Genomic DNA, 20,874 nt, shown 5'->3' with positions numbered 1-20,874 from the left:
TTCCAAACTTTCTCTCCACTTTTTCTGGGTAAGGTCAAAGGATCTTATGTCTTAAACCTTATCACCAGGCTTAACAAATAGGTGGCCCAATACTATTAACTTTATGGGTTTATCTTCGTTATTTGCTACTATCCAAACCCCATCGCTCTCATGATCAACAATTTCTATTGGTGCAAATACTACATAATTATTGTCATCAACAATCTTTATTCCAAGAGCACCCTCGTCACTTAAGCTCAGGGCTGAAGAAGGAACTTTATATGCAAATCTTTCGCCTGAAGGTAGCCTTACGTTGGCAGTTAGTCCCTGCAAGGATATCATTTTATTATTAGTTACCTTTACTTCTACCCTATAAGACCCAGTTTTAGGCTCAGCAATTTTACTAATAAAACTTACTTCACCTGCCAATTCTTTTCCGTCCAGCAAATTAATTTGAGCTGTGCTGCCTAGCTCTATTTTATTTACTTCATTTTCCGAAACGTATAACACTACAAGAATTTGATCGAAATTAACCACGTCAGCTATTTTTTGCCCAGCATTAACAAAATCCCCTTCGTTTGCATTGATTTTATCAATATAACCATCTATAGGAGATGTGACTGCAGTATTTTCTAAATCCAATTCTAGCCTTTTTAGGTCAGCTTTTGCACTTTGTAACGCAGTAAAAGCTGCTTCTACTTGTATTTGTGCCCCATAGCCTTTTTTATTCAGTTTGTGAGAGGAATCATACTCAATTTCACGCTGCTTTAATAAAGCTTTGGCTTTCTGAGCTTGCTCAATCCTGTCATAATCTTCTATCTTTAACACTACATCATCTCTTTTTACCTTTTCACCATCAGGTAAATAAATAGCAATAATCTTACCACTTATTTTTGAGACAAGGCTAGCTCTATGTAAGGGATTTACTGTACCAGAAAAATTTAAATATATAGTGCGGTTTTGCGGCGCACATTCTTGAGTTTTTACTGAAAAGCTACTAGTTGCATTATCGCTATGAACCGCCTGATCTTTTTTTAAAAATGCACTGCTGATAAAAAACAGTAGAATAAAAGCAATACTGGAAATGATGATTACTTTGTTTCTCACCTTTAAACAATAGAATTTGTTGACCAATCTTGTTAGAAACAACTGCATAAATTTTCGAATCAGAAATGTAAGTATAATACATGTACCATTGTCACTCCATAAATAGTTTTATATGAGAACAAACACAAGATTTTCCTACAATAAGTAAGTTTTTTATTGCTAAAATGCAATTTTTAATCGAATAAAAATGTAAAATTGCAAACAAAGTTGTGCATAAGACTGGATTTAAAAAAATCTTGAAAAACATACTAAAACTTTTAAATAATAACTTTATATCTAGTGGCTTTGCCTTCTCCAAGACGCTGTAAGTATTTCATCCCTAGCAGTTTCTTTGTAATTGCCTCTACTGTTCTTGGAGGAAATCCTAGAGCTTCTATAGCATCTTTTCTACTAAATTCTTTATCTGCAAGGCTAAGTGCCCATTCCCAGAAGAACAATTGTTTTCTTGATAATAAATATTCAGTATTCTCCCTCTCAAGAATATAATGCGCCTCATTTGCTTGCGTTTTGAGTACATTAAGAAAAAATATTAACCACGGGGAAATATCTTCTTTGCCACTTTTCCAGCTACTTTGTGTTTTATTAAGCGCTAAGTAGTAATCAAGTTTGTTAGTTTCAATTATCTTTTCATGTGATACAATAGATACAAAATCATAACCCTGCTGCAACAGCATTAAATTAGTCATCAATCTACTAGTTCTGCCATTTCCATCTTGAAAAGGGTGTATTGCCAGATACTCAAAAACAAAGTTAGCAACAATAATAAGAGGATGCTTAAATTTATTATTTAAGGACCAGTGATACCAATCAATAAGCTCTTGTACTTCCTTTCTAACAAGGTAAGGTGGTGTGGGATCAAAAATTATACCAACAACTTTTCCATTCTGATCTTTTGCCTCAACTCTATTAGAACTTGCTTTGTATTTTCCTCTATGATACAAATCTTTTTCACTATAAAGTAGCATCTGGTTGTTAATGTGCAATATTGATGACTCACTAATTGGAATATCCGTATAATCATGAAATATTAGTGTAAGCATTTCTAAGTAGCCAGCAATTTCTTGCTCATCTCTATTTTTAAATTTTTTGACACGTAGGTTTTTATATAGATCCTCAACTTCTTTATCGGTTAGACGATTTCCTTCAATACGGTTAGAAGCGCCAGAAGATGTAACAATAACTGAATGAGTTAATCTTTCAATTGTTTGTGGTAGTAGTTTTTTCGTTATCTGCCAGCTATTTTTAACACTATCAACTGCAGTAATTAACTCGTACACTTGCTCAATTACAGGCCCTTCTAGGTTGAGACGCGTACTAAGACGAAAATTCTTCCAGTTCATATTCTTCTCACATGCATATTATGTGAGATAATGTGAGATAATGTGATAAAAGTCAATAGTAAACTTTATATGCACAGCAGAGCTAACTACAAAAATTATACATTTTCAAGTGATCCTAACCATATCAAAAACTACAGGGCAAAGCTGTTAGAGGAAGGCTTAATTAGTTAAAAATTTCAATCTTATGTAAAATATTGTCTTATTTTGTAATTTTCTTGTTGACTAACGAGGCGATATCTACTTTTCAATAAACTCCATTTGCATTTCTTGTATACTACTTTCTATTTGCTCTATTTGTTCTATTAACCTTTCTTCTAAGTCAAGATTACCGCTCAGCCTCGCTTCGGTTCTTTCTTTTCGTAATGCATTTAATTCTTTTAGTAACACTATATTATTCCACACAATTTCTGCAGATTTTCTCTCGTTCAGTTGGCTATTTAGTACACTAGTTTTTTCAAATACATACTTTATAACGTTAAACTGTTTCAATTCTTGTAACAAAGCCTCTTTATCGAGTTTGCTTTTGTTACTTATTACATCAATTACACGCTGTTGTAATCTTTTCATCTCATTAGTAAATTCAAAATGAGAAAATTGCTCAAAAAATATAGGACGGTTCAAGATTTCAGGAAATTCTACGGCTATACGCAAAATTACGGCCTGATTTTGCTCTGCTTCAATTAGCTCTGGAGATTTGTTATGAAGATACTCACCTTTTGTTGCTCCAGTTTTACTATTAAAAATCTGTTTTTTGAAGCTACTTCTTAGTTCACTAGCCTTATTGTAAAAATAATCTCTGTAATACCTTCTAATACTGCTGTTGCTAATAGTATTTACATATTCCATGAACTTGTGCTCAAGAATTGAATATTTTTCCGGAGCAAGTTTTTCATAATTTTGCAAATTGCTATCGATTATGTGATGCCATAAATATTCAGAATGCAGTTTTGTTGAATGGTCAAGAGCAGTCAACACGTCTTCTTTCTTGTATGCCAGTTCGTTACATATATCGTATGGATCTTTATTACTTGGCAAAGTCACAAACTTTAACGTGTATCCAGGCTCTAATATTGGCAGAGCAAGTTCTGCAACTCGAGTAGCAGCATGACGTCCAGCACTATCGCCATCCATACAGATGGAGATTTCTTTAGCAAATCTCCATAGATTTTTTATCTGTTCTGCAGAAATTGCGGTACCAAGCGGAGCAACTGCATTACTAATTCCCGCTTGATGTAGCGCTATAGTGTCCATATATCCTTCAACAACGAGTATGTGCTGTTTTTTACGTATTTCGCTTAAAGCAAAGTTTAATCCGTATAAATTCTCCCTCTTCTTAAAGAGCTGACTCTCTGGACTGTTTAAATATTTCGGCTGTTGCTCAGAACTTAGCACACGTCCGCCAAAACCAATAACTCTCCCTGCAATGCTCTGTATAGGAAATATCAGCCGGTCATAAAAATAATCACGAAAATTTTTGTTTACTAATCCAATATCAATCAAAATTCTGTCTTCAATACCTGAAGAGTTTAAATACTCTTTCAAACCAGAGCTTGGTGCATAACCTATCTTAAATTTATCTATGATTTTAGGTGAAATCTTACGCTGCTTTAAATAATCTACAACACCTTGATTTTTTTGTGCAAACCAATTTGCAGCTAAATCAAGCGCTAAAAATAGTTTATTGTCCTCTTTTGTAATACTAAGATTTTTGGGCAGTTCAACACCTGTAACCGATGCTAATTTTTCCAATGCTTCTTTAAAGCTTAATCCTTCAGTTTGTGAAATAAATTCAAATGCATCACCACTAGCCAAGCAACCAAAACAGTAATATAACCCCTTAGTATTGCTCACCGAAAAAGATGGGGTTTTTTCGTTATGAAATGGACAGAGCCCAACAAAACTATCTCCTCTTTTTATTAATCTGACTTTTTTACCTACTATGTCGGATAATAATAATTTTGATTTTATAATATCTATATGATCCATCTTGTTAAATTAGTAGTAGGATAAAAATTATATAGAATTTATACACATCTGACTCGAAATTTATTTCTATAACTAAAGCAATTTAGATTTACCGACAATGTAGCTATACAAATTCAAGAGCAATCCTGTCATCCAGGTAGCCCACAGAAACAAAAAACTTCCTTGACAAACCTCGCCAGCGCCCTTATCATGAAACTGAAGCTATTTATTTATCTTCTCTGTACAGATTAAATGACAAAAAAACTCAACGTATCTGGCGTCTCATGTTTAATTTTTTGCACTATGTGCACCTTATGTCTTTATCAAATTTCCGGGTTTTGACCTACACAAGCTGAAATACGCTTATAAAGCATTTAAAACATTAAAAAACGCCAACTTAAAAAATGGATAGTGAATAACTAGCTACCCTAGGGTTTCTTTTGCCTTTTTTTCTGTTTAGTAAATTTCTTAACGTTTATAATTTAGATTAGTTGCGGCTTAAAAGCAGCTAAATCGCGGTTATTAAGTGTTTAGAATAAAAAAACGCCATACTTGAAAGTATAATGTAAGTAATTAGCCAACCACGGGGCTTCTTTTGCCTTTTTTTCGTTTGGTAAATTTCTTAATATTTATACAGAAGGTGTCATTCCAGTGCTTGACACTGGAATCCAGTTCTTATTATACAGCTATCTGGTGTACTTATTTAAAATTAAGTTTTCTGGATCTCAGTGCCAAAGCACTGGGATGACACCCTTCCTGGCGGAGATTATTCTCAAATCACAATGTTCGTACAGTTGTGGAATGAATTGCGGTATGACGTAGGAAAACCTTAGCTATAGCTTTAGAACTCCCAAAAGGTCAGAAGCATTGAATGACTTGACAGAAAGTTCAAACCCATATAAAATGTCCTTATTTCTTATATGTTAGGTATAGTATCAATTGCCTCAGATCATGCTGGTTATGAATTAAAATCAGAAATAAAACCTTACCTGGAAGCCCTAGGTTACAGAGTAGTAGATCAAGGCTGCACTGCTAAGCAAAAGTGTGTAGATTACCCAAACTATGCTGTTAAAGTTGTAGAAGATATAACAAGCAAAAAAGCAAATTATGGGATATTAATTTGTGGTACAGGTTTGGGCATGAGTACTGTGGCAAATCGTTTTGAAGGAATCTACGCTGCTTTATGTAACAGTGTTGAGATCGCAAAATTAGCTCGCGAGCATGGCAACGCAAATGTACTGTGTCTTGGTGCAGGGTTTACTGCGAGTGGATTAGCAAAAGACATAGTCAAACAATTCCTCGAAACAGAATTTTCAAAAGAAAGCAGACATAAAAAACGCCTTGATAAACTCAGCAATATAACCTCTAAGAAAAAAAAAACAAAAACTTATAACGAAGATGAAATATCAAAATTCGCTAAAATGGCAGGCCAGTGGTGGGATGAGAACGGCAAATTCAAACCATTGCACATAATGAATCCTGTTAGAGTATCTTACATTATTGAGAAAATAAAAGAGTTAAAAAAATGCAATTTGAAAGAATTATCATTGCTTGATGTTGGATGCGGTGGTGGCATTTTGTCAGAGTCAATGGCACGCGTTGGCATTAACGTTGTGGGAATAGATGTATGTGAAGAAAACATAAAAGTAGCGCATTCACATGCAAAAAAAGTAGGGTTAAATATAGAATATATACACACCAGCATTGAAGAGCTAAGCAATGACAAGAAGTACGACGTGGTTCTGTTGATGGAAGTAGTTGAACATGTGGATAATTTAGAGCTTTTCATGAAAAAAGCGATAGAACTGCTAAAACCGAATGGGCTGATATTTATATCCACAATAAATAGAACTATCAAATCCTTCTGCCTTGCAATAATTGGTGCAGAGTACATATTAAATTGGCTGCCAAAAGGTACACATAACTGGAATAAATTTCTCAAGCCGTCAGAAATTGCAAATCACTTAAGAGAAAATAATGTAACGCTGCAAAACATGGCTGGTATGGAGTACAACGTAATAAAGCGTGAGTGGAATCTAACTAAAGGAGTAGATGTTAATTATATACTTTGTGGTTTGTTAGATTTAACTCTATAAAAGCACCATTTTCACTTCCAATACTTTGAAGGATCTTGGCCAGCTTTTATACAGTAGCCTTTATTAGTTAGCGCCCAACCGGAACGACAAGCATAACCTGTACCTACACGTTCATATCCAGGAGCAGCAACACACTTTCCATTCTCCAAGGTTTGACCTTTAAAAAGACAACAAACTTCTTTTTCTGTTACCTTTGTTACAATTTGAGGAGCACCAAAAAACACAGCAACAAACATACCCAGTGCGAAAAGTGCAGGCCAAGGCATTCTGCCAAATATTGCAAGTAAGCTTGAACCAATTATTACCACTGTAATCATTGGTCCACCTATTCCATGAACGTAACCTATTACATTACACATTACATCTGTTGCTCCATCAGCGTGTGCATCAAATGCATAGAAAACTATAAATAGAATTACAAGAAAATTTCTCATTGTTCTTTCAATAATCATGCCTGATTGTTTCTTATTTTAATAAAATTTCAGTAAATAGCTTTTTTCAAAAATTATGCTTAACCCAATCAATATTTATTTATTACTGCCTTTTTAATACTATAATTAACTCAGTTGATTTTTATCAAAATGCTAAACCATGGAACAATTCGAGAACTTTTACATCACCACGCCAGTATATTACGTAAACGATAAGCCACATATTGGTCATGCATACACTTCTCTCTTGTGTGACGTGGTGGCAAGGTTCATGAAACTAGCTGGGAAAAATGTCAAATTTACCACTGGTACAGATGAACATGGACAAAAAATAGAAAAAGCAGCTAAAGCAAAGGAAATGCAGCCAAAAGAATTTACAGATGAAGTGAGCGTTTCATTTAAAGAATTGGCTAAGTTCATGAATTTTGAGTATGACGATTTTATTCGCACTACGGAGGAACGTCACAAAAAAGCAGTTATAGCTTTATGGAATAGACTTGAAGAGAGAGGGCAAATATATTTGGATTCCTATTCGGGTTGGTATTCAGTTCGTGATGAAGCATTTTATCAGGAGTCAGAGCTGATAGATGGCAAAGCACCAACAGGTGCTGAGGTCCAGTGGATAAAAGAAGAGAGTTACTTTTTTCGCTTATCAAACTGGCAAGAAAAATTACTGGAACTCTATAAAAATCAGCCAAGTTTTATCTTTCCTGAGAGCAGAAGAAATGAAGTGATATCGTTTGTAAGATCAGGGCTCATTGACCTCTCAATCTCTCGCACTAGTTTTAACTGGGGAATAAAAGTACCAGGTAATGACAAACACGTAATCTATGTCTGGATAGATGCATTAACCAATTATCTTACATCAATAGGTTTCCCTAGTACTGAAGGTGAGGAATATAAGAGGTTTTGGGCAGAACCAGAAACACAGATTCCAGTGTCAAGCACTGGAATGACACCAAACCAAGGGAAAACGCAGATTCCAGTGTCAAGCGCTGCAAACCTAGCTGACAACTCTTTCAACGTTCATGTAATCGGTAAAGACATATTGCGCTTTCATGCTGTATATTGGCCAGCGATTCTCCTTGCAGCAGACCTGCCACTGCCAAAACAAATTGCAGTTCATGGTTGGTGGTTGAACGAGGGAGAGAAAATATCCAAGTCCCTTGGTAATGTCATAGATCCAATTGGCCTCGCTCAAGAGTTTGGTGTTGATCAGCTACGCTATTTTCTCCTTCGGGAAGCAAGCTTCGGCCAAGATGGCAACTTTAGTAAGAAAAATATGATCAGCCGGATAAATTCAGAACTGGCAAACAACATAGGCAATTTAGTGCAAAGAACAATTTCATTTTTACACAAGCAATGTTCTGGAATTGTACCAACAATCGATCAAAGCCTACTTAAAGGTGAAGAAAGTCTTCCAGGTTGCAAAGCTATACTCGATCAAGTGATGAATCACCTATCAAAGTATGAATTTAACCAGATTATACTTCTAATTATCAACCTCTCTTCTGAAGCCAATGCTTATATAGACAAAAGTGCACCCTGGATATTAAGCAAAACTGATAGAGAACGCATGAATTTAGTAATCTACAAATTACTAGAATATATCAGGATAATTGGCACTTTATTGCAGCCAATTGTCCCGAGGTCAGCGGAAATGATACTTGATCAATTGCAAATTCCGAAAGAGCAACGAGATTTAAAATCTTTGTGCAACGCATGCGTAAGTTCAGGCATAACATTGCCTAAACCTACGCCGGTTTTTTTGAGGGTTGATGCTAAAGAGGAGAAATAGTGTAAAAACTATTTCTCCTGGATGGGATTATCTTTAGTTAACAACGGTGCACACCGCTGTCTACATATTCAAGTTAGGTGGCAAGTGCCTTAGTTACTTTAGCAAAATATGGTTTAGTAACATCAGCATCTATCACTACTACTTCAGTCATTGCCGACTTAACCTTTCCTAGGCTCCATGCAAACCAGCCTTGACCATTTTCTTCTTTAGTTGGCTGACTTTCTGGGCTAGAAATCTCAGTACCTTTTTCATCACCAAATTCTGCATCATAAAATACATCCTGATCCTCAGAAAGACTCATTAAATAACTTTTAGCAGCATCAACATTTAAATGATCAGGTTGCTTAGGAACGTTATCAATATTTAAATAATCCAAACTATTAGCTCGTTGCTTTTGCTCACTGGAAAGAACCTCAAGATTTAAATAATCCAAACGAGTTAGTTCTTGCATGCTAGGTTTAGATCCATCTTCACGCTTAAACTGCTCTTCCGGACTAGAAACCTTAGTACCATAAATCCTACTGTACAAGCTGCTTCCAACGCTGTTAAGTGCTCCTCTTACAGATGCAATTGACGCATCATAAGTATTTTTCAAGCCACCTCCAATACCACTAAGTGTTCCTTTTGTAGACTCAGTTGATGGCACATAATTATCGTAAGCATATTTGCCAGAATACAAGACACCATTAACTGCTTCTTTTGCAAACCAAACAGCGCTATTAACTGTTCCTTTTGCAAGCTGAACAGTGCCATCAGCAATTGCCACTTTTAATTTGTCTTCTTCTATCTTTTTATTTTTTTCAGCTAGTTGAGTTTTTTGCTCAGAACTTTTCTGCTTTTGAGTGCGTACTTGATCTTTTAACTTAGAATTTTCTTCCTCTTTAGCTTTTACTTCCGCTTCTTTTTTAGCTAGTTGAGTTTTTTGCCCAGAAATTGTTTGCTCTTGAGCTTTCATTTCATTTTTTAACTCAGAAATAGTTTTGTTCTTACTAACTGCTGCATACGAAAGTGCAATAGCTACAGCAGAAAATACAGCACCACCAATAATAAATGGAAGGCCAACACTTAATGCTGCAACTGGAGCTAAGAAACCAATATAAGGAGCTGCAGCAAACACTTCAGATGCTAATAAAGTGAAAGTAGCCAAAGTTCCAGCTATATAATAGGGTACATTGTCTTTACTTATCATGATTATTCCTCACGTATTATAAAATATAATACCATTATAAAAGGATTTTTAAGAAATTGTCAAGCTATCTTTACATAAAAAAAATAATCAATGAACTTGGGAACAAGAAGATTGCTGCCAAGCTATGAACTATGCCTTTCCGTGTAATCTTTAAATGCACCTCTGTTAGAGTCAAAATATAGCTTCACACTGCCAATTGGTCCATTTCTCTGCTTTGCAATAATGAGCTCTGCAATGTTTCTAATTTTTTCCATTTTCTCTTGCCATTCCCGATGTTTATTGTTTCCTTCATTTGGCTGTTTTCTTAGTTCATAATACTCTTCTCTATAGAGAAACATTACTATATCTGCGTCTTGCTCTATGCTCCCTGAATCACGTAAATCAGAAAGTTGTGGTTTTTTATCATCCCTCTGCTCAACAGAACGAGAGAGCTGAGATAGTGCAACAATGGGAATATTTAGCTCCTTTGCAATTGCTTTCAAACCCTGCGTCACTTCCGAGATTTCTTGCACTCTATTTTCATTACTCCTTTTTGTTGTTCCTCTGATTAGCTGCAAATAATCAATGAATACCACTTCTACATTATATAATTGATACAGCAAGCGTATTCTGGTGCGAAGGGCACTAATTGATAGCGCAGGGGTGTCATCTATGATGAAAGGCAGTTCAGATAATTCTGTACTAGTATTGATAAATTCATGCAATTCAAAATCACTAATTCTCCCGGTTAATGCCTTATAATAACTAATTCCTGAATCTATAGTGATCAGCCTTGCAGTTAATTGCTCTGCTGACATTTCAAGCGAGAAAAACGCTACATAGTGTTGCTTATCTGCTCTTTTTTGCAACATCTTACAAGCATTAAGTGCGATGTTTAGCGCCAATGCTGTTTTACCCATAGAAGGCCTTGCAGCTAAAATTAATAAATCAGATTTTTGTAGACCACCAAGAAGCTGATTTAGATCTTGAAGTCCGGTTGTAATGCCTAGCGCTTCTGGATTATTTTTCAGTGCGCTGATCTTCTCAACCACATCTTTGACTGAACTTGCAAGTTTTATATATGTTTTCTCACCTTGTTTTTTTACTGCCAAATTGAACAATTTTGTCATTGCTTGTTCAATTTGCGCCTGTGCAGGATTTTCAATATCGTAGTTGTAGCTATCACCAACTATTTCTTGCCCGAGCTTGATTAAACATCTCCTTAAGTAAGTATCACGGATTATTCTAGTCAAACTATAAATATCAAGTGCAATACTTGCCTTCGCTGCAAGCTTTGCTAAGTACTCTACCCCACCACATTCGGTAAACGCATGGTCGTTCTCAAAAAACATTTTGAGGCTTAGTTCATTGGCAACTATACCGTGTTTCCTGGTTTTGGATATTTGCGTAAAAATACTTTGATGCAGTGGATCATAGAAATTTTCTGCTGTAATTGTGTCTTCAACCGCATCACAGATTCTATTATCACGAATCATTGCACCAATAAGCATCTGTTCAGCTTCTAAATTATGCGGTAATTTACATATTTCTTTGTCTACACCTCTTGAATCAAGGAGATCAGCTAATTTATTCATTCTGCATTTAAGAGTAACTATCGATTATTGTAGAATATTTAGTTTTGATTTGAAAGACATATAAAATTTGACTAATTCCGTGTTGCCTATAGCATTAAAACTTAATGCCCCTGTGGTGGAATGGTAGACACGGCAGACTCAAAATCTGTTGCTTGCAAAAGCATGCTGGTTCAAGTCCGGCCAGGGGCACGTTAAATATTGGAAAGCGTATATATGTTACATAAATTTTTTGATCGTTTATTTTCTATTTTTTCTTCTATAAATGTTATTCAAAAGGTAAAGAAAGATGAAAATGGGATATGTTATGTAACGGGCCTCAGGCGCTATATATCAGTATTGCTTGATTTGATTATTATCGTTTTGTTCTTGCAGTTTTGCAGCCAAGCCTTAAATCAGCTCTTTATGAACTCAGAGGATAGCAAAATATTAAGTCAAATTGCTGCAAAATCCCCAATGCAAGCACCACTGTCTGCGGAAGAAAAGACAACGCAGAGTAGACTTATAAAATTACTAATCCTAAATCAAATAGTCCAGTTTATTATGCTCTTTTGCTATGTAGCATACATGTGGGTAAGGTTTGCTGCTACACCTGGAAAACTATTATTTGGGCTCAGAGTTGTGGATGCACAAACCTTCGGAAAAATGACTTTAAGGCAAGCAACAAAGAGATTTTTTTCCTTTATATTGTCAGTTGCACCATTATTCTTGGGCTTTTTATGGTCAAATTTCAACAAACGCTGTCAAACTTGGCACGATAAGATCGCAGGCACAGTGGTTGTCACGAGTAAAAGCCTTAGAAGGCAGAGCTAAAAACTACTTGACACCCTTCGCCAGCCCCTTTATCATGATACTGAAGGTATTCATTTATCTTCAATCTGTGCAGATTAAACGACAACAGTATTACGTATTGGCGTCTTATTTTTAATTTTTTGCACTATGTGCACGCACTGGGATGACACCTCTGGGCACTGCCGTCGTAAAGGAACCAGTGTCAGCTACTCGGATGACAAAGGAGGACAGTGTCTCAGCTACTTTCATGACACCATTTGCTGTCTTTAAAAATGAATGTTCTTACAATTGTGCGTCATGCGCTTTATTAAATATTTTACTTAAAAATCTAATTTCTTATTATACAAGAGATAAGCAATTCATTGATGATGAAAAATTACAAAAAGGGGCATAGAAAGCGCCTAAGGGAGAAAATTATTTTAGATAATGGACAATCATTACTTGATTATGAGGTTTTAGAGCACATTTTATATTCAGCATACAGTAGAATTGATGTAAAGCCGATAGCAAAGAGTTTGATAGAAAATTTTGGCAGTTTGAATAAAGTTTTTAATGCTGACCTGGAAGCGCTGCAAAACGTTGATGGTGTCAGCAATGCAGCGATATCTGCCATCTTTTGTGTAAAACAAGCCTTTGTTCGTTCTGCAAGAGAAGAAATAAAAGACCTGCCTATAATCGATAACTGGGAAAAATTGCTTGATTATTTAAGAATAAGTATAGGAAGCCTCAATAAGGAAAATTTTCGCGTCATCTATATGAATAAAAAGTATCGTCTAATAGCGGAAGACCTGCAAAATATTGGTACAGTAGATCAAACTCCTCTTTATGTCAGAGAGATCATCAAGCGCGCACTTTTGATTGGTTCAACATCCATTGTAATATCTCACAATCATCCAAGCAGAGATACACAACCTTCAAATAGCGATATATCTCTCACTAGACAACTAGCAGAAGCTTGCCAAAGTATAGGAATAGAATTAATAGATCACATTATTATTACATTCAGTAGCTATTTTAGTTTCAAGGAAAATAGGTTGTTGTGAAAGCCTTTATAGCTACAGTAACTTAGATTTACCGACAATCGTCATTCCGCTACGTGTTAGCGGCTAAGAGATACCGTGAATGAATCGCGGTATGACGTAGATTGCTGTCATCCCGCTGCTTGTTAGCGGCTGAGATACCGCCGCGGTATAGTAACTCGTCATCCCGCTACGTGTTAGCGGCGCGGTGGTATGACGGTAAGATTTATTGTGGCATGATGGTGTAGTATAATGTTGATAAACCTCAGTTACTTTAGCTATAAACGATTAAGATGAAGTTATCATATATCTATATACTTACAAATAAAGCTAATAGCACATTATATATTGGTGTAACTGCAAATTTGATCAAGAGGATTTGGGAACACAAAAACAAAATTGTTTCAGGTTCTACATCAAGATATAATGTAAATAAACTTGTATATTTTGAAGAGTTTGAAGATATAAGTTTAGCTATTGCAAGAGAAAGGCGCCTGAAAGAATGGCCAAGGCAGTGGAAAATTAATTTGATCAATCAAAAGAATCCTAGCTGGGTTGACTTATATTACTTAGCTTTAAGATAGCTATGCTGAGATCCCGCTAACACGTAGCGGGATGACGAGAAAGGAGCAGCAGGATAACGGTTGAGTAATTCGTCATTCCGCTACTTGTTAGTGGCTGAGATACCGCGGCGGTATGACGGTTTGCGGTGGTATGACGTAGTAGCTATTTCTTGCAATCAAGTTTCGTTAAAAGTCAGATTGAATGGTTAAATCTTCCACCCAAATAACCACGCACTCTACTTGCTTGTTTGGATATATTTCTTGTACTAAGGTTTTATAGGTCAACATTTGCTTTTTTATTTCATTTAATGAGGAAACAGAAACGTTACGGTGTGACTTGTAGTCAATTATGATTGCTTTATCTTGCGTTATGCATAGCCTATCTAGTCGTACTAATACTGACTTGCCATCAATTGTTCCACTCAGTGTAATCTCTGATTTGCCTTCCAAGTCAAACAAATAGCCATATTTTTCATTAAAGGCTAATATTTTACTGTAAATTTCATCCTTATCTTCGCTGATGTTATCAAGGTATTTTCTGACCCAATTTTTTCTCCTTTCTTTTTCTATCTTGGGCATATACTGCAATATGCTGTGAATAATCAGGCCTCTTGCATAACCATCTGTCATCCAAGTAGCTGACACTGGGATCCATTCTGCTCCTTCTTTTTCACTGGATTCCAGCGTCACGCGCTGGGATGACACCGAAGAGTGGGCTAAAGCTGGCGGAAGGGAAATGATCGGAACGTCAAAGTAATCACGTTTTTTATAAATGTAAGGGTAGTTTGCGTTCACACATAGCACTTCAACTTTTTCTTTAAATATTGGCTGTAAGTATGCTTGTTTCTTTTCATATGGTTCTCCATACTTAGTGATTAGATCATACCAAGAGCCCTTTTGCACTGGCTCTTTACTTAAGATGTATAACTCATCTTCAGCACGTGTGAGTGCTACGTATAATAAACGCAAATATTCATTATAATCCTCTAGTTTTTTCTCTCTTTTTACTTGATCACAATAAGCATTGTTGTTTTTTCCACACCAAAATGGTGCTTCCGTTCCATCAAAGATAATGCTTTCACTGTTTCTTGGCACTGTGTTTGTATCAACCAAAAATACTATGGGAGCTTGCAGACCTTTTGATTTGTGAATTGTCATTATTCGCACAGCATTGCGTTCTGATTGCATATCATTCTTAATCTCCGGATTATTCTCCTTGATCCATTGAACAAACGCTTGAAGAGATGGGTTTTCAAATTGCAACACGAGGTTCATAAATTCGTCTAGAACCTCAAAGCACTCAAGACCTAGCCTTGCAGCAAATTTCTTCTTACCTGTGCGCAGTATATGCGTGAATAATGCGAGAGGGGATTCTGTGCGAGATAAGTTAATGAGATAGTTTAATTCACTATAGATAACCACAGAATAATCCTGAATTCTTTCCCATAGTGAATGCTCTTTACGGTCGTATGCAATGTTAAATAAATCATCCTCGGTGAAATTAAATAGCGGTGATTTTAAAGCATTTGCAAGAGCTAAATCATTTGCCTGGAGGAGTAAAAATTCGGCCAAAGCTATTAAGTCCTGCACGGCTATATAGTCCATAATTCTAAAATAATCTCGGCCTACAACTGGCACGTTTGCTTTTTTAAGTTCGCTTATTATGTAATCAACTAACACGTTTCGTTGTCGTACCAGAACCATAATGTCTCTTGGTTCTATATGGCGATCTTTAGCAACTAAAATCCGCCCTTCGTTTAACCAATTGTGAATTCTGTTGGCTATTGTTTGAGCAAGTAATCGATCTGCTATTGTATAACCTTCCTTGCATGTTAGAGGAATTTGTAAAGCTTGCTGTTCTTCCTCTTTACACTTTGGTAACGCTGGCCAAATTTCAATATATCCTTGATCATTTTCTCTATGTGGAACATGTTTTATTTCATTATCATTAAAAGATATTTCTGTGCGGAAGTTATTAAATATTCTATCTACAAGCATCAAAACTTCTGGAGTTGAACGAAATGACTTTTCAAGTTGGCATGATATCCAATCTCTACCACCAGTTTTCGTATGAAAGTATTGTTGCATATAGTTGAATAGATGGGGATTTGCTCCTTGAAATCTATATATGGATTGTTTTACGTCACCAACTACAAATAAGGTTCGCTTTTCATCATTACCGGCAAAAAATTCATCGCAGAGATTTGTTATAATTTTCCACTGGCTGATGCTATTGTCTTGTGCCTCGTCAACAAGGATGTGATCTATTTTTTGATCCAAGTTAAACAATATCCAATCTTTGTAGTTTGGATTGCTGAGAAGATTTGTTGCTAAGTCAATTATATCATTGTAGTCAAGCAGTGCATTTTTTGATTTTTCACTATTATACAAATCAACATATACTTTAAATACACCAAGTAAGCTACTGGTTCTCTTGAATATTTGATAAGAGTTCATGTCTCTTATATGGGTAAATACTACATTCTGAACGCTCTCTATTATTTGCTCTGCATCTTTGAATTTCTCCAAAATACTTTTTGTTGCAATGGATGATATGCTCTTTTTTTCGTGCGATTCTGATTTTAGAAATACCTTGGCTAGACTTTCTATATCCTCCTTATTGGTGCTTTCACACCAATCAGAGAGCATTGCACTATAACTCTGATCTCTTTTACTGCCTTCACTTAACATTTCAGCTAATCTTTTTATGTGCTCAGTCGTTTCACTCTGTAAATCATGAATTCCATCTGGAACATTGAGTTTTTCTTTGATGTATTCTGAATCATTTGCTGACATCGATCTTTTTATACATAAAGTATAAAGCAAATCGCGTAGTTTATTTTCATCAATTTCAGTTGCAATAAGGTTGATATCATCCTGCACAGTTTCGTTATGAAGCACTTTATTGAATATGATGGGATGTAATTCTTTGCATTCACTCAGCGTACAATTTGGGGCGATGCCAGCTTCTATGGGGAAGTTGGAAATTAATTTGTAACAGAAAGCGTGTATGGTTTGTATAGTTAGACCAAGATTTTCCAGTTCAGAGAAAAGCCTTCTTGCTTTGGTTAAATAATCTTTATTTTTTCTGGATCCCAGTGTCACGCACTGGGATGACAAGTAGGGGTGCTGGGATGACAAGTAGGGATGCTGGGATGACATCGAAGGGTGGACTACTGGATTTTCACTTAAATCGTGGTTATGTGGTGCTATCACCTCAGCATCATTCTCCGTTATTTCTGCGCCATCCCCTGTCATCCCAGTGCGTGACACTGGGATCCAGGTTTCTTTTTTTCTGATTTGCAATAGGTCTAGTTGTTCCAGATCCATTATTAATTCACTCTCTGAACATATTGCCCACTTACTGAGTATGCTGTGAATGCGATTCTCCATCTCGTTTGCTGCAGCATTGGTGAACGTTAAGCAAAGAATATTTCTTTTGTTTTCTAATAAAAGTCTCAATACTCTGTCTATTAAGATTTTTGTTTTGCCTGTACCAGCGGACGCATTTACCCATACAGAGAAATTAGGATTTATGGCATTTGATCTCATCAGAAGTGCGAAAACCTTATAAAAGTTGACTAGAATAGCATTATACATATAATGTAAAAATAATCTTAGTGAAGATATATAATGAAAAGTTTTTGTGTAAAGGCGCCTGCAAAAATCAATCTTTTTTTGCATGTTGTAGACAAAAAAGAAACAGGGTATCACTTGATTGAAGGTTTATTTGTCTTTGCTAATCTCTCTAATTTTTTGGAAATAAAAGTAGGTGAGAAGGATTCTAGATACGATAACTCTACAGTTGAATTTATAAACTCCGAGTCTAGAATAAATAACCAGTATAACACTGTAATGAAAGCGGTTAATCTGCTGCTTAGACATGCTCCAGTGCGTACTAGAGTTTCTATCAGAGTTGTAAAGAACATACCAATTGCTGCAGGACTTGGTAGTGGGTCCTCAGATGCTGGAGCTGTGGTACGCACGCTAGGGAAGCTGTGGGAGATTGATAGGACGATTTTAAATGAAATAGCCTTAAACGTTGGTGCTGATGTTCCCGCAAGCGTAGATAGCAAGCCAGTTTTTGTTAGAGGTATTGGCGAAGAATTATGCCACATTAAAAAATTCTCTTTACCTACAAATGTGGTGCTTGTGAAACCGAAAAAAAGGTTTTTGAGTACACCAGAGGTATTTTCCAAACATGAAGGAAAATTTTCTGAGCCAATTAAATGGAGCGATGACGCTGAAAAGGATTTGTTGAAGTTTCTTAAAGAGACGAGAAACGATCTTCAAGAAATAGCAATAAGCTTTGTACCTGAAATTAAGGATGTGATATCAACACTTGAGTCACAAGAAGGCTCTATACTTTCTCGCATGTCAGGCAGTGGTGTATCATGTTTTGGAATATTCGATAGTGAGGAAAATGCAAAAGCTGCTGCAGTTAATATCGGAAAAAAGCAACCAGAATGGTGGGTATGTGACACTCAATTAATAGTTTGACTTATGCCCTTAATTTCCGAGAATAAAAATCTTATAAATGGTTACAGGGAAGGAAAATTTTTGGTAAACAATCAAGAATATTATGGCTCAATTATAATTTTTCCTGAAAAGGTGATAAAATTGAAAGAAAGTGATATAAACAGCAAGGAGTATTTTGAATCTTTTTTAACAGAGGAAATAGAAATTTTGTTAATAGGTACTGGTAAAACACGCAATATACTAAGTTCTTCAGTGAAGTCCTATCTTATGGAACAAAAAGGTTTAAATTTTGAATTTATGACAACAGGTTCTGCATGCAGAACCCATAATATTCTGATATCCGAAGATAGATTTGTTGTCAGTTATCTAATAGCCATATAGCATGTTTGAAATGTTTACCCAGGATTTTTTCATCAACAGTCTAGTTGCAGTAGTCGTAATTAGCCTAGTAACAGGCGCTTTAGGATCGTTTATGATATGGCAAAGGTTATCTTATCTTGGTGATAGTTTGTCCCATTCTTCATTGCTTGGTATTGCACTTGCTTTGATCTTTAAGATTAGCCCATCGCTTAGCATAATGCTCATTGCAATTACATTTGCTATACTACTTTCTCTTAATTTTAACAGATTATATTCTGCTGATACGATATTGAACATTGTTACCAATGTAGTTTTATCATCGAGTTTAATACTTATGTCTTTTCTTCCATCTGGCAATAATAGTATTATTAGCTCACTGTTTGGTGATATATTAACGCTCGATCAAAGTGATATAGTATTGATTTTTTTAACCTCTGCAGTAGTTACTTTGATATTAATATTTAGATGGCGTTATTGGTTAATGATTTCAATTAATCAAGATTTAGCAGTAGTTGAAAAAATTAATGTTACCTTTGTTAGACTAGAATTTTTAATCACTCTTGCTATATTTATAGCAATTGCTGCCCAACTAATAGGAATATTACTCATTGCTGCATTTTTGCTAATACCAGCAGCATCTGCAAGGCTCATTTCGAAAACTCCAATGCAGATGATTATTGTTGCAACAGTTTTTTCTGTGATCTCTGGGATATCAGGTCTCATGTTATCTGCAAGTTTTGATTTGTTAACTGGACCTGCAATTATACTTGTTGCAGCGGTATATTTAATTATCGCTTATTTTATAAGGCTAGTATTAAGCAGGTTGGCTTAATTTTGATCTCGAATGTTAATAATTTTGTAATATACTCATTATAAAACATCACTATCTTAGCACAAAATAGTTTTTGCTATACTATTATTTATATGCTAATGATAAGTTGTTAATTTTATGGAGTAAGCAATATGAGCGAAGAAGGATTTTTTTCCAAATATATATCTCAACCTGTGAAAAAATTTTATAATTATATTACAGGAAAAACAGAAGAGTCAGATGATGTAGCAGGTGATGTGCATAATATTGCACAAGGAGACTCAGAGTCTTTGGATACTCATGTACAGTCAAATGAGAATGATATCATATAGATAGCATGAGGGTCACACCATCCAAAGTTAAAAAATTCCTAGAGAAACCTGATGCTTTACGTGGTGTGTTAATTCATGGAAGTGATAACAGTAGGGTTGATTTTTATGTACAAGAAATAATTGCTAATTTGGGTGAGTATTCAGTTCAGGTGATGGATTTTGCAATAGTGCATAAGTCACCCAGTTTACTGTTTTCTGAATTGGCAAACGTTTCGATGTTTACCAGCAAAAAATTAATTAAGCTGATAAATGTGAGTGGAGGTATATCCAAGGAGTTAAAAAATGTATTGGATTATAACGCAAGTGGTCATTATGTAATGATGGTAGCAAGTGATCTTCCATATAATTCTGCGACTAAAAGTTATATGGAGAGTTCAAAAATTTTTGGTGTGATTGCTTGCTATAAGGACAGCAACAGCAATCTTTATGACATTATATCAAGTTACTTAAAACAAAATGATATAAAATGCACAAATGAGATAATCTACCATTTGCAATCTTACTTTAATCATAGCAAGCTGCCTATATGTTCAGAACTTGAGAAGTTAGTTTTATACTTAGGGGAGAGAAAAGACCTAAAACTTACTGATATAGAATTATGCTTTTCAACTTCCGGCAACGACTATGCTACACTTGATGATCTATGCTCTGCCATAGCAAGTAAAGATATGTCGCGCTTCATTAGAATTTCTGATGTATTGATATCGCAAGAAAATTTTTCACCGATAGCGCTAATTCGCATTATATCAAATTATTTCCTACGCCTTGAAAACGTTTTGCTGTCAGTGCAAGGTGGAATGAGTGAGCAGGCTGCGATTGATCAGCTAAGCCCTCCATTGTTTTTTAAACAATTGCAGAGTTTTAAATCTCATTTGAAAAGTTTGCAACTTTCAGAACTTAAGAAGATCTTGGAAAAATTGATAAGCTTAGAAGTTACCTGTAAAAAAACTGATTTAGATCATAAAATGATTTTTCAACATGCACTGACGGGTAGCTGACTACTCGGATCCAGCCTTTCTTATAATTTCATCAAAATGTTGTA

General features: G+C 35.5%; 18 protein-coding genes, 1 tRNA gene and 1 pseudogene. 12 read left to right on the top strand and 8 right to left on the bottom strand.

The genetic code is table 11. From position 1 onward, the window contains the following. Positions 1 to 51: 51 nt before the first annotated feature. The 4 genes and pseudogenes from OOK89_RS04220 to OOK89_RS06445 form a co-directional block, all read right to left on the bottom strand. Positions 52 to 1,134 (bottom strand): efflux RND transporter periplasmic adaptor subunit, encoded by a 1,083-nt coding sequence (locus OOK89_RS04220; RefSeq protein ID WP_213863078.1) that lies wholly within the window; start codon positions 1,132 to 1,134, stop codon positions 52 to 54. Positions 1,135 to 1,343: 209 nt separating this feature from the next. Further along, entirely contained in the window at positions 1,344 to 2,426 is a 1,083-nt protein-coding gene (locus OOK89_RS04215) for a Fic family protein (RefSeq protein WP_006280480.1), read from the bottom strand. Between the two features lie 237 nt (positions 2,427 to 2,663). Then, positions 2,664 to 4,412, bottom strand: a complete 1,749-nt coding sequence (gene dnaG / locus OOK89_RS04210; protein WP_264718804.1) for a DNA primase — start codon at positions 4,410 to 4,412, stop codon at positions 2,664 to 2,666. Between the two features lie 614 nt (positions 4,413 to 5,026). After that, positions 5,027 to 5,116: pseudogene (locus OOK89_RS06445) on the bottom strand (WPE palindromic element domain-containing protein); the annotation flags it as partial. A gap of 195 nt (positions 5,117 to 5,311) precedes the next feature. Between OOK89_RS06445 and ubiG the strand changes: the two are divergent. Further along, positions 5,312 to 6,487, top strand: a complete 1,176-nt coding sequence (gene ubiG, locus OOK89_RS04205; RefSeq protein ID WP_174515933.1) for a bifunctional 2-polyprenyl-6-hydroxyphenol methylase/3-demethylubiquinol 3-O-methyltransferase UbiG — start codon at positions 5,312 to 5,314, stop codon at positions 6,485 to 6,487. An 11-nt stretch (positions 6,488 to 6,498) separates the two neighbouring features. Here the strand turns inward: ubiG and OOK89_RS04200 are convergent, their stop codons facing one another. After that, positions 6,499 to 6,939 (bottom strand): TrbC/VirB2 family protein, encoded by a 441-nt coding sequence (locus tag OOK89_RS04200; protein WP_010082521.1) that lies wholly within the window; start codon positions 6,937 to 6,939, stop codon positions 6,499 to 6,501. 139 nt (positions 6,940 to 7,078) lie between these two features. On the opposite strand from OOK89_RS04200, the gene metG reads away from it, so the two are divergent. Then, the gene (gene metG, locus OOK89_RS04195) at positions 7,079 to 8,716 is read left to right on the top strand and encodes a methionine--tRNA ligase (RefSeq protein ID WP_264718801.1); all 1,638 of its coding nucleotides are present in this window, start codon (positions 7,079 to 7,081) and stop codon (positions 8,714 to 8,716) included. Positions 8,717 to 8,789: 73 nt separating this feature from the next. Here metG and OOK89_RS04190 read toward each other — a convergent pair whose 3' ends face one another. Together OOK89_RS04190 and OOK89_RS04185 are read right to left on the bottom strand one after the other, a co-directional pair. Continuing rightward, a complete protein-coding gene (locus tag OOK89_RS04190; RefSeq protein ID WP_264718799.1) occupies positions 8,790 to 9,905 on the bottom strand; it encodes a hypothetical protein in 1,116 nt (371 codons plus the stop codon). 122 nt (positions 9,906 to 10,027) lie between these two features. Beyond that, positions 10,028 to 11,479 carry a replicative DNA helicase gene (locus OOK89_RS04185; RefSeq protein WP_264718798.1) on the bottom strand — a complete coding sequence of 484 codons (1,452 nt, stop codon included), beginning with the start codon at positions 11,477 to 11,479 and terminating at the stop codon, positions 10,028 to 10,030. Between the two features lie 106 nt (positions 11,480 to 11,585). Between OOK89_RS04185 and OOK89_RS04180 the strand changes: the two genes are divergently transcribed. The 5 genes from OOK89_RS04180 to OOK89_RS04160 all read left to right on the top strand — a co-directional run bounded on the left by OOK89_RS04180 (position 11,586) and on the right by OOK89_RS04160 (position 13,871). Beyond that, positions 11,586 to 11,668, top strand: a tRNA-Leu gene (locus tag OOK89_RS04180). Positions 11,669 to 11,692: 24 nt separating this feature from the next. Next, the gene (locus OOK89_RS04175; protein WP_264718797.1) at positions 11,693 to 12,289 is read left to right on the top strand and encodes an RDD family protein; all 597 of its coding nucleotides are present in this window, start codon (positions 11,693 to 11,695) and stop codon (positions 12,287 to 12,289) included. 142 nt (positions 12,290 to 12,431) lie between these two features. Further along, positions 12,432 to 12,662 carry a hypothetical protein gene (locus OOK89_RS04170; protein WP_041573522.1) on the top strand — a complete coding sequence of 77 codons (231 nt, stop codon included), beginning with the start codon at positions 12,432 to 12,434 and terminating at the stop codon, positions 12,660 to 12,662. Then, positions 12,637 to 13,311 (top strand): RadC family protein, encoded by a 675-nt coding sequence (radC, locus tag OOK89_RS04165; RefSeq protein ID WP_006280440.1) that lies wholly within the window; start codon positions 12,637 to 12,639, stop codon positions 13,309 to 13,311. Before OOK89_RS04170 ends, radC begins: the two co-directional genes overlap by 26 nt. Positions 13,312 to 13,580: 269 nt before the next feature. After that, entirely contained in the window at positions 13,581 to 13,871 is a 291-nt protein-coding gene (locus OOK89_RS04160) for a GIY-YIG nuclease family protein (RefSeq protein WP_264718795.1), read from the top strand. Between the two features lie 165 nt (positions 13,872 to 14,036). Here OOK89_RS04160 and OOK89_RS04155 read toward each other — a convergent pair whose 3' ends face one another. Continuing rightward, the gene (locus tag OOK89_RS04155) at positions 14,037 to 17,402 is read right to left on the bottom strand and encodes a UvrD-helicase domain-containing protein (protein ID WP_264718793.1); all 3,366 of its coding nucleotides are present in this window, start codon (positions 17,400 to 17,402) and stop codon (positions 14,037 to 14,039) included. 81 nt (positions 17,403 to 17,483) lie between these two features. Here OOK89_RS04155 and OOK89_RS04150 point away from each other — a divergent pair, with 81 nt between their 5' ends. The 5 genes from OOK89_RS04150 to holA all read left to right on the top strand — a co-directional run bounded on the left by OOK89_RS04150 (position 17,484) and on the right by holA (position 20,830). Continuing rightward, complete coding sequence (locus tag OOK89_RS04150) at positions 17,484 to 18,350, top strand: 4-(cytidine 5'-diphospho)-2-C-methyl-D-erythritol kinase (RefSeq protein ID WP_264718792.1); 867 nt, start codon at positions 17,484 to 17,486, stop codon at positions 18,348 to 18,350. Between the two features lie 3 nt (positions 18,351 to 18,353). Next, positions 18,354 to 18,710, top strand: coding sequence for an Mth938-like domain-containing protein (locus tag OOK89_RS04145; RefSeq protein ID WP_174516000.1), 357 nt, complete (start codon positions 18,354 to 18,356; stop codon positions 18,708 to 18,710). A 1-nt stretch (position 18,711) separates the two neighbouring features. Then, positions 18,712 to 19,521 (top strand): metal ABC transporter permease, encoded by an 810-nt coding sequence (locus OOK89_RS04140; protein ID WP_264718789.1) that lies wholly within the window; start codon positions 18,712 to 18,714, stop codon positions 19,519 to 19,521. A gap of 131 nt (positions 19,522 to 19,652) precedes the next feature. Further along, entirely contained in the window at positions 19,653 to 19,832 is a 180-nt protein-coding gene (locus OOK89_RS04135) for a hypothetical protein (RefSeq protein WP_010082539.1), read from the top strand. A 5-nt stretch (positions 19,833 to 19,837) separates the two neighbouring features. Then, complete coding sequence (holA, locus tag OOK89_RS04130; RefSeq protein ID WP_264718787.1) at positions 19,838 to 20,830, top strand: DNA polymerase III subunit delta; 993 nt, start codon at positions 19,838 to 19,840, stop codon at positions 20,828 to 20,830. Positions 20,831 to 20,874: the final 44 nt, after the last annotated feature.

Source organism: Wolbachia endosymbiont (group A) of Lasioglossum morio, assembly GCF_947250585.1.
Classification (GTDB): domain Bacteria; phylum Pseudomonadota; class Alphaproteobacteria; order Rickettsiales; family Anaplasmataceae; genus Wolbachia; species Wolbachia pipientis.
The sequence above is the reverse complement of the archived record's forward strand: the minus strand, read 5'-3'. Positions and strand labels throughout refer to the sequence as shown.

Bases quoted from the DNA above. Each gene is read 5' to 3' on its own strand.
- OOK89_RS04220 (WP_213863078.1), bottom strand. From the start codon at position 1,134: ATGCAGTTGTTTCTAACAAGATTGGTCAACAAATTCTATTGTTTAAAG.
- OOK89_RS04215 (WP_006280480.1), bottom strand. From the start codon at position 2,426: ATGAACTGGAAGAATTTTCGTCTTAGTACGCGTCTCAACCTAGAAGGG.
- dnaG (WP_264718804.1), bottom strand. From the start codon at position 4,412: ATGGATCATATAGATATTATAAAATCAAAATTATTATTATCCGACATA.
- ubiG (WP_174515933.1), top strand. From the start codon at position 5,312: ATGTTAGGTATAGTATCAATTGCCTCAGATCATGCTGGTTATGAATTA.
- OOK89_RS04200 (WP_010082521.1), bottom strand. From the start codon at position 6,939: ATGATTATTGAAAGAACAATGAGAAATTTTCTTGTAATTCTATTTATA.
- metG (WP_264718801.1), top strand. From the start codon at position 7,079: ATGGAACAATTCGAGAACTTTTACATCACCACGCCAGTATATTACGTA.
- OOK89_RS04190 (WP_264718799.1), bottom strand. From the start codon at position 9,905: ATGATAAGTAAAGACAATGTACCCTATTATATAGCTGGAACTTTGGCT.
- OOK89_RS04185 (WP_264718798.1), bottom strand. From the start codon at position 11,479: ATGAATAAATTAGCTGATCTCCTTGATTCAAGAGGTGTAGACAAAGAA.
- OOK89_RS04175 (WP_264718797.1), top strand. From the start codon at position 11,693: ATGTTACATAAATTTTTTGATCGTTTATTTTCTATTTTTTCTTCTATA.
- OOK89_RS04170 (WP_041573522.1), top strand. From the start codon at position 12,432: ATGACACCTCTGGGCACTGCCGTCGTAAAGGAACCAGTGTCAGCTACT.
- radC (WP_006280440.1), top strand. From the start codon at position 12,637: ATGAAAAATTACAAAAAGGGGCATAGAAAGCGCCTAAGGGAGAAAATT.
- OOK89_RS04160 (WP_264718795.1), top strand. From the start codon at position 13,581: ATGAAGTTATCATATATCTATATACTTACAAATAAAGCTAATAGCACA.
- OOK89_RS04155 (WP_264718793.1), bottom strand. From the start codon at position 17,402: ATGAGATCAAATGCCATAAATCCTAATTTCTCTGTATGGGTAAATGCG.
- OOK89_RS04150 (WP_264718792.1), top strand. From the start codon at position 17,484: ATGAAAAGTTTTTGTGTAAAGGCGCCTGCAAAAATCAATCTTTTTTTG.
- OOK89_RS04145 (WP_174516000.1), top strand. From the start codon at position 18,354: ATGCCCTTAATTTCCGAGAATAAAAATCTTATAAATGGTTACAGGGAA.
- OOK89_RS04140 (WP_264718789.1), top strand. From the start codon at position 18,712: ATGTTTGAAATGTTTACCCAGGATTTTTTCATCAACAGTCTAGTTGCA.
- OOK89_RS04135 (WP_010082539.1), top strand. From the start codon at position 19,653: ATGAGCGAAGAAGGATTTTTTTCCAAATATATATCTCAACCTGTGAAA.
- holA (WP_264718787.1), top strand. From the start codon at position 19,838: ATGAGGGTCACACCATCCAAAGTTAAAAAATTCCTAGAGAAACCTGAT.